This is a genomic window from Streptomyces sp. Ru73 (assembly GCF_002920575.1).
In the GTDB taxonomy this organism is placed as follows: domain Bacteria; phylum Actinomycetota; class Actinomycetes; order Streptomycetales; family Streptomycetaceae; genus Streptomyces.
Map to the genome: position 1 here is coordinate 93,662 of NZ_PQSQ01000011.1, position 13,993 is coordinate 107,654.

Genomic DNA, 13,993 nt, shown 5'->3' on the forward strand with positions numbered 1-13,993 from the left:
GGGCCGTGCGCCCCGCCCGCCGCCGGCCTCAGTCCTTGAGCTGCTTCTTGGCCGCCGCGTCGGCCTGGTCGCGGCCGCGCTGCATGATCCGGCCCCAGGCGTAAGCGGCGCCGTCCCGGCTGGCCTGCAGGGCCTTGCTCTCGCTGGTGGTGACGGGCTTGCCGTTGAGGTAGCCGGCGATCGTGAAGTACGCGTACCGGCCGGTCGCGTTGACCGAGGTCCGGCAGGCGGTGGCCTGGCAGAACGGCGCGACCTTGCCGCCGGACAGGGCCGCCAGGTTGGGCTTGTACTCGTCCTTCACCGCGGCGGCCGCCGCCTTGGTGTCGAAGCGGGCGACGCCGACGGTCACCGCCACCCCGTCCCGGGAGAACGTGGCGCGCAGCAGCTTCTCGCAGCCGTGCTTGGTCAGGACCGGGCCGAGGCCGCCCTGGGCGACGCTCGCGCAGCTTCCCGTGGCGCTGGTGGTGGCCTTGGGGTAGACCCGCTCGCCGGCCGTCAGCCGCTTGTCGGGGAAGAGCGAGGCGGCGGTGAGCGGCGCGGTGTCCTTCTTGGCGTCGGTGATGTAGTCCATCGGGTCCGGCGGCGGCGGGACCGAGACGTCGGAGAAGGTGGGCTTGGGGTCGTCCGGCTCGTCGGGCAGCTTCTGCGGCGAGGGGAGCGAGGAGGGCTTGCCGCCGCCGTCGCTGGTGATCACGGCGGTGGCGACGATGCCGGCCACCGCGAGGGTGGCCAGCGCGCCGCCGCCGATCAGGAGCCAGCGCCTGCGCCTGCCCCGCGCCTCGCTCTGTTCCGCCAGAGCCGCCCAGTCCGGAGTGGACGACGGACCGGATCCCCCGGGGCCGAACGGCCCCCCTTCCCCAAAGCTCATGGCGCGCATCCTAATGCGCACAGGTCACAGAAGGACTTCGGCCGCCGGGCCGTGCGGTGCCCGCGGAAACCCGTTTGTTCCGCACGGTGCTCGCGGCCGAGAATTCCCCGTATGGGACATGTGGAGGCCGGACATCTGGAGTACTACCTGCCGGACGGGCGGGTGCTGCTGGGCGACGTGTCCTTCCGGGTGGGGGAAGGCGCCACGGTCGCGCTGGTCGGCGCGAACGGCGCGGGCAAGACCACCCTGCTGAAGCTGATCGCTGGGGAGCTGAAGCCGCACGGGGGCGCGGTGACGGTCAGCGGCGGGCTGGGCGTGATGCCGCAGTTCGTGGGCTCGGTGCGGGACGAGCGGACCGTGCGCGACCTGCTGGTCTCGGTGGCCCCGCAGCGGCTGCGGACCGCAGCGAAGGCCGTGGACGACGCCGAGTACGCGGTGATGACGGTCGACGACGAGGCCGCGCAGATGGCGTACGCGCAGGCGCTCAGCGACTGGGCGGAGGCGCGCGGGTACGAGGCCGAGACGGTCTGGGACATGTGCACCATGGCCGCGCTGGGCGTCCCGTACGAGAAGGCGCAGTGGCGGCAGGTGCGCACCCTCTCCGGCGGTGAGCAGAAGCGGCTGGTGCTGGAGTCGCTGCTGCGCGGCCCGGACGAGGTGCTGCTGCTGGACGAGCCGGACAACTACCTGGACGTGCCCGGCAAGCGCTGGCTGGAGGAGCGGCTGCGCGAGACCAAGAAGACGGTGCTGTTCGTCAGCCACGACCGGGAGCTGCTGGCCCGCTCCGCCGAGAAGATCGTCAGCGTGGAACCGGGCCCGGCCGGCTCGGACGTGTGGGTGCACGGCGGCGGCTTCGGCACGTACCACCAGGCGCGCAAGGAGCGGTTCGCGCGCTTCGAGGAGCTGCGGCGGCGCTGGGACGAGAAGCACGAGCAGCTGAAGAAGCTGGTGCGGAACCTCCGGCAGGCCGCGGAGAACAGCCACGAGATGGCCTCGCGGTACCACGCGGCCCAGACCAGGCTGCGCAAGTTCGAGGAGGCGGGGCCGCCGCCGGAGCCGCCGCGGGAGCAGGACATCACGATGCGGCTGCACGGCGGCCGTACCGGCGTCCGGGCCGTGACCTGCGAGAACCTGGAGCTCACCGGGCTCATGAAGCCCTTCTCGCTGGAGGTCTTCTACGGCGAGCGGGTCGCGGTCCTCGGCTCGAACGGCTCGGGCAAGTCGCACTTCCTGCGGCTCCTCGCCGGTGACGACGTGGCGCACACCGGCACCTGGAAGCTGGGCGCCCGCGTCGTCCCCGGCCACTTCGCGCAGACCCACGCGCATCCGGAGCTGCAGGGCCGGACCCTTCTCGACATCCTCTGGACCGAGCACGCCAAGGACCGCGGCAAGGCGATGAGCGCGCTGCGCCGGTACGAGCTGGAGCGCCAGGCCGAGCAGCCCTTCGACCGGCTCTCCGGCGGCCAGCAGGCCCGCTTCCAGATCCTGCTGCTGGAGCTGGCGGGCAGTACGGCGCTGCTGCTGGACGAGCCGACGGACAACCTCGACCTGGAGAGCGCGGAGGCGCTGCAGGAGGGGCTGGAGGCGTATGAGGGGACGGTGCTGGCGGTGACGCACGACCGCTGGTTCGCGCGCTCCTTCGACCGGTACCTGGTCTTCGGCTCGGACGGCCGGGTACGGGAAACGGCGGAGCCGGTGTGGGACGAGCGGAGGGTCGAGCGGGCGCGGTGACCGCGGGCTCCTAGGGTGACCGCATGGCAGCGGACACAGCGGGGCAAAAGGTGCGGTCACTCCGGGTGGCGTGGCTGCTGCGGCCCGCCCCCTGGCCGCTGCGGGCCGTCGCCTGCGGGCTGATGGCCGTGGTGGTCTGGGCGACCGTGCGGCGCGGCGGCCACCTCGGCATGGACAACGCCTTCGCGGTGCAGGCGGCCAGGGCGCTGCTGGACGGCGGCGCCCCCTACGCCGACAAGCGGTTCCTCTACCTGCCGGGCGCGGTGCTCGCCGCGGTGCCCGAGGCGCTGCTGCCCGCGCGCTGGCTGCCCTGGCTGGTGCCGGCCGCCGGGGTCGGCCTCGTGCTGCTGGGCTGGTACCTCAGCCTGCGGATCTTCGGCATCCGGGCCGGCAGCCGGCTCGCGGCGCTGGCGGTGGCCGCGCTGCCGTTCTTCCAGCCCTTCCGCAACCTCGTCACGCTGGGCAACTGGACGCTGGCCTCGGTCGTGGCGCTGCCGCTCGCGCTGCTGCTGGCCCGCAGCGCGCGCTGGGTGGCGGCGGGCGCGGTGCTCGGCTGCGCGCTGGCGGTCAAGCCGATGCTGCTGCCGGTGCTGCTGCTGTTCGTCTTCGCCCGCCGGTGGGCGGCGCTGGCCGTCGCGGTCGCCGTGCCGCTGGCCGGGTCGCTTGCGGCGGCCCTGCTCATGCCGCGGCCCGGCATGTTCCTCACCCGTACCCTGCCGTTCCTGCTCCGCGGCCAGGACGCCTTCGCCCGGCCGTACGACGCGTCGCTGGGGGCGGTGCTGGCCCGGCTCGGGGTACCCCCTGTCCTCGCCTTCGGGCTGGCGGCGGTGGCGGCCGCCACCGGCGTGGCCTGCGCGTACCTGCGCTGGCGGCGCGCCGACGACGGGCCGCTGCGCCTGGTGGAGACCGCGGCGATGCTGCTGCTCGCGGCCTTCCTGGTGTCCCGGCCGTCCTTCGACCACTACCTGCTGGTCGTGCTCGGGCCGCTGCTGGCCTCCGTCGTCGTGCCCGGCTCGGTGCCCCGTACGGTGTGGTTCTGGGCCGCTCTCGTGCCGCAGGTCGCCGGGCTGGACTGGCCGTACCTGGAGGACGTGCGGCGGCGGGCCTTCAAGGACGCGGTGATGCTGTGGACGCTGGCGGCGGTGGTCGGCTGCGCCTGCCTGCGCCGCTCGTCCGCCGCGGCCGGGGACCGGTCACCTGCGCCGGGGGCGTTTTGACCCGCCTGGGGGAGGCCCGGTATTCTGCCAGTTCGTTATGCGTATTGGTCTGCTCTATCTCACGTGAGGGGCCCTTACGCCGGTCCACCGGGCCGATGGCCGGCGGCGTGCTCCGGGTTGCGTCACCCGTGAAGCGTCAGTGCCGGCCTGTCGACCGTGGTGGCCTTGTACAAGGACCCGTCTCCTCGGACCCGTCTGGGGCCGGGGCGACCCACGACTGAAGAAGCGAAGGCTAAAACGTGCGTACGTTCAGCCCCAAGCCCGGCGACGTCCAGCGCCAGTGGCACATCATTGACGCGCAGGACGTTGTCCTGGGCCGTCTGGCATCTCAGGCCGCGTCCCTCCTGCGGGGCAAGCACAAGCCGGTCTACGCCCCTCACGTTGACACCGGTGACTTCGTCATCATCATCAACGCCGACAAGGTGCACCTGTCCGGCAACAAGCGCTCGCAGAAGATGGCGTACCGCCACTCCGGCTTCCCGGGTGGTCTGCGCTCCGTCCGTTACGACGAGCTGCTCGACAAGAACCCCGAGAAGGCCGTCGAGAAGGCCGTCAAGGGCATGCTCCCGAAGAACACCCTGGGCCGCCAGATGCTCTCGAAGCTGAAGGTCTACGCGGGCGCCGAGCACCCGCACGCTGCCCAGCAGCCGGTCCCGTTCGAGATCACCCAGGTCGCGCAGTAAGTCCGGCCACCCCCTAAGACGAAGAGAATCTGAGGAGCATCGTGGCTGAGACCACCGCCGAGACCCCGCTGGACGAGGTCGAGCAGTACACCACCGAGTCCGAGGCGCCGCTGGAGGGTGAGTACACCTCCGAGTCCCTCGCCTCCCGTTTCGGTGACCCGCAGCCGGCCGCCGGCCTGGGCCGCCGCAAGAACGCCATCGCGCGCGTGCGGATCATCCCCGGCACCGGCCAGTGGAAGATCAACGGCCGCACCCTCGAGGGTTACTTCCCGAACAAGGTGCACCAGCAGGAAGTCAACGAGCCCTTCAAGGTGCTCGAGCTGGACAACCGCTACGACGTCGTCGCCCGCATCTCCGGTGGCGGCATCTCCGGCCAGGCCGGCGCGCTGCGCCTGGGCGTGGCCCGTGCGCTGAACGAGGCGGACGTCGAGAACAACCGCGGCCCGCTGAAGAAGGCCGGCTTCCTCAAGCGCGACGACCGTGCGGTCGAGCGCAAGAAGGCCGGTCTCAAGAAGGCCCGCAAGGCGCCGCAGTACAGCAAGCGCTAATTGCCGCTTGCTGCGATGCGCAGCCGCTTGGAACGCCCCGGTGGCACTTCTCGTGCCGCCGGGGCGTTCGGCTATCCCGGACCAGACAGGCGTATACCTGTACAGAACGGCCATAACGATCTGGTCCAAGCGACATGACTCGGAGGACACCAGTGGGACGACTCTTCGGCACGGACGGGGTGCGCGGTGTCGCCAATGCGGACCTGACGGCGGAGCTGGCGCTCGGGCTGTCGGTCGCTGCGGCGCATGTGCTCGCGGAAGCGGGCACCTTTGACGATCACCGGCCGGTGGCCGTGGTCGGGCGCGATCCGCGGGCGTCGGGGGAGTTCCTGGAGTCCGCCGTGGTGGCGGGTCTGGCCAGCGCGGGCGTGGACGTGCTGCGGGTGGGCGTGCTGCCGACCCCGGCGGTGGCGTACCTCACCGGCGCGCTCGGCGCCGACCTGGGCGTGATGCTCTCCGCCAGCCACAACCCGATGCCCGACAACGGCATCAAGTTCTTCGCGCGCGGCGGGCACAAGCTCGCCGACGAGCTGGAGGACCGGATCGAGAGCATGTACCGCGGCCACGCCTCCGGTGAGCCGTGGGACCGGCCGACCGGCGCGGGCGTGGGCCGGGTCAGGGACTACGGCGAGGGCTTCGACAACTACGTCGCGCACCTGGTCGGCGTGCTGCCGAACCGGCTGGACGGCCTGAAGATCGTCATCGACGGGGCGCACGGCGCGGCGGCCCGGGTCTCGCCGGAGGCGTTCGCGCGGGCGGGCGCCGAGGTCGTGACCATCGGCACCGACCCCGACGGGCTGAACATCAACGACGGCTGCGGCTCCACCCACCTGGAGAAGCTGCGGGCCGCTGTCGTGGAGCACGGCGCCGACCTGGGCGTCGCGCACGACGGCGACGCGGACCGCTGCCTGGCCGTGGACCACGAGGGCAACGAGGTCGACGGCGACCAGATCCTCGCCGTCCTCGCGCTCGGCATGCGCGACGCCGGCACGCTGCGGCAGAACACCGTGGTCGCCACGGTCATGTCCAACCTCGGCTTCAAGCTGGCGCTGGAGCGCGAGGGCATCCAGCTGGTGCAGACCGCGGTCGGCGACCGGTACGTCCTGGAGGAGATGAAGGCACGCGGCTTCGCGCTGGGCGGCGAGCAGTCCGGGCACGTCATCGTGCTGGACCACGCCACCACCGGGGACGGCACGCTGACCGGCCTGATGCTGGCCGCGCGGGTCGCGGCTACCGGCCGTCCGCTGGCCGAGCTGGCGGGCGTGATGGAGCGGCTGCCGCAGGTGCTGATCAACGTCCCGGACGTGGACAAGTCCCGGGTGACGACCTCGGCCGAGCTGTCGGCCGCGGTGACCGACGCGGAGCGGGAGCTGGGCGCGACCGGGCGGGTGCTGCTGCGCTCCTCCGGTACGGAGCCGCTGGTGCGGGTCATGGTCGAGGCCGCTGACCTGGAGCAGGCGCGCGCGGTGGCCGGCCGGCTGGCCGACGTGGTGAAGTCCGCGCTGGGCTGATCAGCCCTTGCGCACGGCGGCGCGCTCACGATGGCGCGCCCAGAGGTACTTCTGGGTGACCAGCGTGAGCGTGCCGGCGACGATGATGCCCGCCAGGTTCAGCAGGAGCTGGCCGGTGGAGCCCACCGTCTGCGAGTAGTCGCCGTAAAGGAAGGCGACGGCGGCGTTGGAGGCGGCCGGAACGGTCGTCACGGAGATCGCGACGCCGACCAGGGCGCCGGACTTGGCCGAGGTCAGGGACAGGGTGCCCGCGATGCCGGCGAGAAGCGCCACCACGAAGGACATCAGGTCCGGCTGCCAGATGAAGGACGTGTTGGGCCGGTCCGCCTCGAACTTGTCGTAGGTGAAGAGGTCCATCGCGTCCATCAGGTAGCTGAACCCCACGGTCAGCACCATCGCGACGGCGAAGCCGACGATCAGCGCCGTCAGCGCGCGCCAGGCGAGCCGCGGGGCGCGCCGCACCAGGGCCGTGCAGATGCCCGCGAGCGGTCCGAACTCCGGGCCCACCGCCATCGCGCCCACGATGAGGATCGCGTTGTCGAGCACCACACCGCAGGCCGCGATCATCGTCGCCAGCGTCAGGAACGCGAGGTAGGTGACGGACAGCGTCGATTCCTCGTGCGTGGCGTCGCTGAGCTGCTCCCACAGCACCGCGTCGGCGCCCTCGCCCGGCGCGTCCTCCTCGGCCTGCACGGCCCGCTTCGACAGCGACAGGCCGATGTCCTCGACCGCGATGGACCCGCAGTCGTCGATGCCCAGGGCACGCAGCTCGCGCAGCAGCCCGTCCCCGGCCTCCCGGGCGACGTCGCAGGTGATGACGTCACCGGCCGGTTCGCGGGCGGCGCCGGCCAGCACCACCAGGTGCGTGGTGCCGACCGTGCGGCCGAGCAGGCCGGCGATCTCTTCCGTACGGTCGGCGGGCACGATCAGGCGCAGGTGCAGCACGGGGGCGGTCCTCGGCGTCGTCAGAGTTTGCGCAGCGACAGCCGCTGCACCTTGTGGTCGGGGCCCTTCCGGAGCACGAGGTTGGCGCGCCCGCGGGTGGGGGCCACATTCTGCTCCAGGTTCGGCTGGTTGATGTTCCGCCAGTTCTTCCGCGCGTACTCCATCGCCTCCTCCTCCGGCACCTGGGCGTACTTGCGGAAGAAGGAGAACGGGTTCTGGAAGGCGGTCTCCCGCAGCTTCCGGAAGCGGCTGTAGTACCACTGCTCGATGTCCTCGGTGCGGGCGTCCACGTACACCGAGAAGTCGAAGAAGTCGGCGAGGCCGAGCCGGGTGCGGCCGTCCTTGCCGGGCAGCGCGGGCTGCAGCACGTTCAGGCCCTCGACGATGAGGATGTCGGGGCGGTGCACGGTCAGCCGCTCGCCGGGGACGATGTCGTAGATCAGGTGCGAGTAGACCGGCGCGGTGACCTCGGCCTTGCCGGACTTCACGTTCGCCACGAAGCGGGTCAGGGCGCGCCGGTCGTAGGACTCGGGGAAGCCCTTCCGGGACATCAGGCCGCGGCGGTGCAGCTCGGCGTTGGGCAGCAGGAAGCCGTCGGTGGTGACCAGCTCCACCCGCGGGTGGTCGGGCCAGCGGGCGAGCAGCGCCTGGAGGAGGCGGGCCGTGGTGGACTTGCCGACCGCGACGCTGCCGGCCACGCCGATCACGAACGGCGTGCCCTCCTGCGCCCCGTGCCCCTCGCGGTCCCCGAGGAAGGTGTTCAGGGCGCCGCGGAGGTTGCTGGTGGCCCCGAAGTAGAGGTTCAGGAGCCGGGAGAGCGGCAGGTAGACGTCGCGGACCTCGTCCAGGTCGATGACGTCGCCCAGGCCGCGCAGCCGCTCGACCTCTTCGGCGCTCAGCGGGAGCGGGGTCTTCTCGCGCAGGGCGCTCCACTCCGCGCGGGTCATGTCGACGTACGGCGTGGCGTCGGCGCGGCGTCTTTGCTGCGGCTGCTCTGTCGTCATGGGCACGTCGCCCATTGTCCGCAGCCAGGCGCCGCCGCTCATCCCGGGGGGTGGCGGTATACCGCATGTCTATACCAATCAGGTATTCCCCGGTAGCGTCCGACAGCGGGGGAACGCGCCAATTTTTCCGTCGCGAGAAATGGGGGGTGGGCACGGTGACACGCCTGCTCGATTACGTACGGCAGCGGCAGAGACGAGCCGGTGCCGACCGGTTCACGGTCCCGGCGCAGGGCGGACACGCCGGCCTCGTCCAGAGCGAACTGGCCGCCGAACTGCCCGACGAGGACCTGGGGGAGGAGCTGACGGACTGTCTGGACCTCTACGAAATGGGCAGCAAGCCGCGCTGCGAGGAGGTGGAATTCCTGGAACTGGTCCGGGAGGCCATCGACCGGATCGAGAGCGGGCAATGACCCGTACATGCCCCGGTCAATGACCCGTACGCCACGCTCGGAATGATCTCCGCGCGCCGTAGGCTGCCTCCATGTGCGGAATCGTGGGATACGTGGGCGGGCAGTCGGCCCTTGACGTCGTACTGGCCGGACTGAAGCGGCTGGAATACCGCGGCTACGACTCGGCGGGCGTGGCCGTCCTGGCCGACGGCGGCCTGGCGGCGGCGAAGAAGGCCGGCAAGCTCGCCAACCTGGAGAAGGAGCTGGCCGTGCGCCCGCTGCCGGCCGGCAGCACGGGCATCGGCCACACCCGGTGGGCCACGCACGGCGGCCCCACCGACGCCAACGCCCACCCCCACCTGGACAACTCCGGGCGGGTCTCGGTGGTGCACAACGGCATCATCGAGAACTTCGCCGCGCTGCGCGCCGAACTGACCGACCGCGGCCACGAACTGGCCTCCGAGACGGACACCGAGGTGGTCGCCCACCTGCTGGCCGAGTCCTTCTCCTCGTGCGGCGACCTCGCCGAGTCGATGCGGCAGGTGTGCCGCCGGCTGGAGGGCGCCTTCACCCTCGTGGCCGTGCACGCCGACGCGCCGGACGTGGTCGTCGGCGCCCGCCGCAACTCCCCGCTGGTGGTCGGCCTCGGCGAGGACGAGGCGTTCCTCGCCTCCGACGTGGCCGCCTTCATCGCGCACACCCGCGAGGCCGTGGAGCTCGGCCAGGACCAGGTCGTGGAGGTGCGCAGGGACGGCGTCCAGGTCACCGACTTCGAGGGCCGGCCGGCCGAGGTGCGCCCGTACCACGTCGACTGGGACGCCTCGGCCGCCGAGAAGGGCGGCTACGACTACTTCATGCTCAAGGAGATCGCCGAGCAGCCCAAGGCCGTCGCGGACACCCTCCTCGGGCGGATCGGCGCGGACGGGCGGCTCTCGCTGGACGAGGTGCGCATCCCGGACGCGGTGCTGCGGGAGGCGCAGAAGGTCGTGATCGTGGCGTGCGGCACGGCCTTCCACGCCGGCCTGATCGCCAAGTACGCCATCGAGCACTGGACGCGCATCCCGTGCGAGGTGGAGCTGGCCAGCGAGTTCCGCTACCGCGACCCGATCCTGGACCACCGCACGCTGGTCGTCGCGATCTCCCAGTCCGGCGAGACCATGGACACCCTGATGGCGCTGCGGCACGCCCGCGAGCAGGGCGCGAAGGTGCTCGCCATCTGCAACACCAACGGCTCGACCATCCCCCGCGAGTCCGACGCGGTGCTCTACACGCACGCGGGGCCCGAGGTGGCCGTCGCCTCCACCAAGGCGTTCCTCACCCAGCTGGTCGCCTGCTACCTGGTCGCGCTGTACCTGGCCCAGGTGCGCGGCACGAAGTGGGGCGACGAGATCCAGGCCGTGGTCAAGGAGCTGGCCGAGATCGGCACCCAGGTCGAGGAAGTGCTCGGCACGATGGAGCCGGTGCGCGAGCTGGCCCGCGGCCTGGCGGAGAAGAACACCGTGCTCTTCCTCGGCCGCCACGTGGGCCACCCCGTGGCCCTGGAGGGCGCGCTGAAGCTCAAGGAGCTGGCGTACATGCACGCCGAGGGCTTCGCGGCCGGCGAGCTGAAGCACGGCCCGATCGCGCTGATCGAGGAGGACCTGCCGGTGGTGGTGATCGTGCCGTCGCCGCGCGGGCGCTCCGTCCTGCACGACAAGATCGTCTCCAACATCCAGGAGATCCGGGCCCGCGGCGCCCGCACCATCGTCATCGCCGAGGAGGGCGACGAGGCGGTCGTGCCGTACGCCGACCACCTGGTCCGCATCCCCGCGACGCCGACCCTGCTCCAGCCGCTGGTGGCCACCGTCCCGCTCCAGGTCTTCGCCTGCGAGCTGGCCACGGCCCGCGGCAACGAGGTCGACCAGCCCCGCAACCTCGCCAAGTCGGTGACCGTCGAATGATCATCGGGGTCGGCATCGACGTCGCCGAGATCGACCGGTTCGCCGCCGCGCTGGAGCGCACGCCCCAGATGCTGGACCGGCTCTTCGTCGACAGCGAGCGCTACCTGCCCGGCGGCGAACCGCGCGGCGTCGCCTCCCTCGCGGCCCGGTTCGCCGCGAAGGAGGCGCTGGCCAAGGCGCTGGGCGCGCCGCGCGGCCTGCACTGGACGGACGCCGAGGTGTACGTCGAGGACAGCGGACAGCCCCGGCTCCGGGTGTCCGGCACGGTGGCGGCGGCCGCACAGGAGCGCGGGGTGCGGTCCTGGCACGTCTCGCTCAGCCACGACGCGGGGGTGGCGTCGGCGGTGGTGATCGCGGAGGGGTGAGCCACCCCTCCGCTGAGGGGACGCCGCAGGGTGCGCCCCGGTGGCCGCGCGCGGGCGCGTCGTGGCCGGTCGCGCCCGCGCGGCGGAGCCGCATGTCGACACCGCCCCGCGCCCCTGAGGGGCGCGCCTAGTCGGCCACGGACAGCCATGTCTCCGGCAGCGCCGCCGCCACGTCGCACGCGGTCAGTGGCGTGCCCGTGGACGCTGCCTGGCGGGCCGCCAGGCCATGCAGGTACGCGCCCGCCGACGCCGCGTCCAGTGGCGTCAGGCCGGTGGCCAGCAGCGAACCGGTCAGCCCCGAGAGCACATCGCCGCTGCCCGCCGTGGCCAGCCAGCCGGTACCGGTCGGATTGACCCGTACGGCCCCGCCCTCGGGGGCGGCGATCAGTGTCGAGGAGCCCTTGAGCAGCACCGTCGCGCCGTACCGGGAGGCCAGCTCCCGTACCGCGTGCAGCCGCGCCGACTCCACCTCCTCGCGAGCCGCGCCCAGCAGCGCGGCCGCCTCGCCCGCGTGCGGCGTGAGCAGCGTCGGCGCCGGGCGGGCCCGCAGCCGCGCCGGGTCCAGGCCGTGCAGTCCGTCGGCGTCCACCAGCACCGGCACGTCGGAGCCGAGGACGTCCGCCATGGCCTCCTCGTTGTCGCCCAGCCCCGGGCCGATCACCCACGCCTGCACCCGCCCCGCCTTGGCCGGCGGCCCCGCGTGCACCAGTGTCTCCGGGTGCGCCGCGATCACCGCGTCCGCGCCCGGGCCCACGTACCGCACCGCGCCCGCGCCGCCGCGCAGCGCGCCCGACACCGCCAGCACCGCGGCGCCCGGATAGCGCGCCGAGCCCGCCACGACGCCGACCACCCCGCGCCGGTACTTGTCGCTGTCCGCCGCCGGCACCGGCAGCAGCGCCGCCACGTCCGCGTGCTGCAGCGCCTCGACGTCCGGCTCCGGCAGCTCCAGCCCGATGTCCACCAGCCGCAGCGCGCCCACGTACTCGCGCGCCGGGTCGATCAGCAGCCCCGGCTTGTACGCGCCGAACGTCACCGTCGCGTCCGCCCGCACGGCCGTCCCGTCGACCTCTCCGGTGTCGGCGTTCACGCCGCTCGGCAGGTCCACCGCCAGGACGGTACGGGCGCGTGCCGCCTCGGCCAGCTCCGCCGCCTCCGGGCGCAGCCCGCCCTTGCCGCCGATGCCCACGATGCCGTCCACGACCAGGTCGGCGCGGGCGATGTCGGCCAGGGGATCGGACGACACCCGGCCGCCCGCCGCCCGGAGGGCCGCCAGGCCGCCCCCGTGCGCCCGCTCCGGCGACAGCAGTACGGCGCGTACTCCGGCGCCCCGGCGGGCCAGCCGGGCGCCCGCGTACAGCGCGTCACCGCCGTTGTCGCCGCTGCCCACCAGCACCACCACCCGGGACCCGTACACCCGCCCCAGGAGGTCCGCGCAGGCCACCGCCAGGCCCGCCGCAGCCCGCTGCATCAGGGCCCCGGCCGGCAGCCGCGCCATCAGGTCCCGCTCCGCCGACCGCACCTTCTCCACGCTGTAAGCAGTCCTCATGCCCCCAGTCTCACCCGCCGGGCCCCGGAGCCGCCCGGCGCCGCCGCGCACGGCGGGAGCCTCCGCCCGGCCGAAATTCCCGCCCGCCAGGGCGAACCTGTCCCGCTTTCCGGGGCGTACGGCCCCGGCCACGGCACACCTCCCTCATGAACCGTTACTTCTCCACCCTGCTGGCCACGGCCACGGGCACCGCCACCCTGATGGGCCTCGCGGTCGCGCCCGGGGCCGCCGCCGGCGAACCCGGGCCACAGAAGCCGCACGTCTACACCGTGGCCGAGCTCGTCCCCGGCGTCCCCAACGACGCACAGCCCAAGGACACGCCGGACCAGACGTACGAGTCCAAGCCGACGGCCGCCGGGAAGAAGCCCGTCAAGAAACCCGGCCGGCACCCGGCCAAGCCCGGCAAGCAGAACGGCAGGCCCACGGCCGGCAAGCCCGGCAAGCCTGCGGCCGGCAGGCCCGGCAAGCCTGCGGCCGCCGAGCCCGGCGGTTCCCGCGCCGAGAACGCCCCGGTCGTGGAGTACGTACCGCGTACCGAGGTCGCCCGGAAGAACGCCCAGGGCAAGCCCGCGGCGCCGGAGTGCACCACCGCCACCGGCCCCTACCAGAAGCAGGTGGAGCGGTACCTGAAGCGGCCGGTCGACGGCAAGCAGTCGCCCGAGGACTGCAAGGCCATCAGCGCCCTGCAGAAGAGGGAGAACATCAGCCCGGCCAACGGCTTCGCCGGCCCGGCCACCTGGGGCACCATCCGCCTCCTGGAAGCCAAGGCCAACCCCAACAAGGCCAAGCGCTGCCCGGTGCCCCGGATGCGCAAGAAGGGCGAGCACTGGGCGCCCCGCGTCGCCTGCGTCGACCTGCCGCGCCAGATCATGTGGGTGCAGAACCACGACAAGGTCATCTTCGGCCCCGTGGCGATCCGCAGCGGCCGCGCCGGCTACCCGACCCGCCCCGGCACGCACAAGGTCTACCTGCGCAACCGCCACCACTACTCGACGATCTACCACTCGCCGATGCCGTACTCGCAGTTCTTCGACGGCGGCCAGGCGTTCCACGGCATCTCCGGCAACATCTACAGCCCGCCCGGCTCGTACGGCTGCGTGAACATGCGGATGCCGCACGCGGCCAAGCTGTGGAACCTCCTGCGCAACGGCGACAGCGTCTTCGTGTGGGGCCGCAAACCGGCCCAGTGACCTGCCGTCAGGCGCCCGTGCGGGGCCCGTCACGGCGGCCGGACGGGCCACGCGCA

General features: G+C 72.7%; 13 protein-coding genes. 9 read left to right on the top strand and 4 right to left on the bottom strand.

The features are described 5' to 3' along the window. Positions 1–28 precede the first annotated feature (28 nt). Entirely contained in the window at positions 29–868 is an 840-nt protein-coding gene (locus tag C3486_RS07850) for a hypothetical protein (RefSeq protein ID WP_181138472.1), read from the bottom strand. Positions 869–979: 111 nt separating this feature from the next. Between C3486_RS07850 and C3486_RS07855 the strand changes: the two genes are divergently transcribed. From C3486_RS07855 to glmM, 5 genes are all read left to right on the top strand, one after another. After that, positions 980–2,599 (top strand): ABC-F family ATP-binding cassette domain-containing protein, encoded by a 1,620-nt coding sequence (locus C3486_RS07855; protein ID WP_103831848.1) that lies wholly within the window; start codon positions 980–982, stop codon positions 2,597–2,599. Positions 2,600–2,622: 23 nt separating this feature from the next. Continuing rightward, positions 2,623–3,816 (top strand): glycosyltransferase 87 family protein, encoded by a 1,194-nt coding sequence (locus tag C3486_RS07860; protein WP_103831849.1) that lies wholly within the window; start codon positions 2,623–2,625, stop codon positions 3,814–3,816. 239 nt (positions 3,817–4,055) lie between these two features. After that, entirely contained in the window at positions 4,056–4,499 is a 444-nt protein-coding gene (gene rplM, locus C3486_RS07865; protein ID WP_103831850.1) for a 50S ribosomal protein L13, read from the top strand. Between the two features lie 41 nt (positions 4,500–4,540). After that, entirely contained in the window at positions 4,541–5,047 is a 507-nt protein-coding gene (gene rpsI, locus C3486_RS07870) for a 30S ribosomal protein S9 (protein ID WP_103831851.1), read from the top strand. A 152-nt stretch (positions 5,048–5,199) separates the two neighbouring features. After that, entirely contained in the window at positions 5,200–6,558 is a 1,359-nt protein-coding gene (gene glmM / locus C3486_RS07875) for a phosphoglucosamine mutase (protein ID WP_103831852.1), read from the top strand. Here the strand turns inward: glmM and C3486_RS07880 are convergent, their stop codons facing one another. Together C3486_RS07880 and coaA are read right to left on the bottom strand one after the other, a co-directional pair. Beyond that, positions 6,559–7,503 (bottom strand): DUF389 domain-containing protein, encoded by a 945-nt coding sequence (locus tag C3486_RS07880; RefSeq protein WP_103831853.1) that lies wholly within the window; start codon positions 7,501–7,503, stop codon positions 6,559–6,561. It abuts the gene before it with no gap. A gap of 20 nt (positions 7,504–7,523) precedes the next feature. Next, a complete protein-coding gene (coaA, locus tag C3486_RS07885; RefSeq protein WP_103831879.1) occupies positions 7,524–8,513 on the bottom strand; it encodes a type I pantothenate kinase in 990 nt (329 codons plus the stop codon). Positions 8,514–8,662: 149 nt separating this feature from the next. Between coaA and C3486_RS07890 the strand changes: the two genes are divergently transcribed. From C3486_RS07890 to C3486_RS07900, 3 genes are all read left to right on the top strand, one after another. Next, complete coding sequence (locus C3486_RS07890; RefSeq protein ID WP_146074973.1) at positions 8,663–8,917, top strand: hypothetical protein; 255 nt, start codon at positions 8,663–8,665, stop codon at positions 8,915–8,917. A 71-nt stretch (positions 8,918–8,988) separates the two neighbouring features. Continuing rightward, the gene (gene glmS / locus C3486_RS07895) at positions 8,989–10,836 is read left to right on the top strand and encodes a glutamine--fructose-6-phosphate transaminase (isomerizing) (RefSeq protein ID WP_103831855.1); all 1,848 of its coding nucleotides are present in this window, start codon (positions 8,989–8,991) and stop codon (positions 10,834–10,836) included. Continuing rightward, positions 10,833–11,201, top strand: a complete 369-nt coding sequence (locus C3486_RS07900) for a holo-ACP synthase (RefSeq protein WP_103831856.1) — start codon at positions 10,833–10,835, stop codon at positions 11,199–11,201. Before glmS ends, C3486_RS07900 begins: the two co-directional genes overlap by 4 nt. 127 nt (positions 11,202–11,328) lie before the next feature. Here C3486_RS07900 and C3486_RS07905 read toward each other — a convergent pair whose 3' ends face one another. Continuing rightward, positions 11,329–12,747: an NAD(P)H-hydrate dehydratase gene (locus tag C3486_RS07905; RefSeq protein ID WP_103831857.1), complete on the bottom strand. Its 1,419-nt coding sequence runs from the start codon at positions 12,745–12,747 to the stop codon at positions 11,329–11,331. A gap of 146 nt (positions 12,748–12,893) precedes the next feature. Here C3486_RS07905 and C3486_RS07910 point away from each other — a divergent pair, with 146 nt between their 5' ends. Next, positions 12,894–13,937 carry a L,D-transpeptidase family protein gene (locus C3486_RS07910; RefSeq protein ID WP_258052656.1) on the top strand — a complete coding sequence of 348 codons (1,044 nt, stop codon included), beginning with the start codon at positions 12,894–12,896 and terminating at the stop codon, positions 13,935–13,937. Positions 13,938–13,993 lie beyond the last annotated feature (56 nt).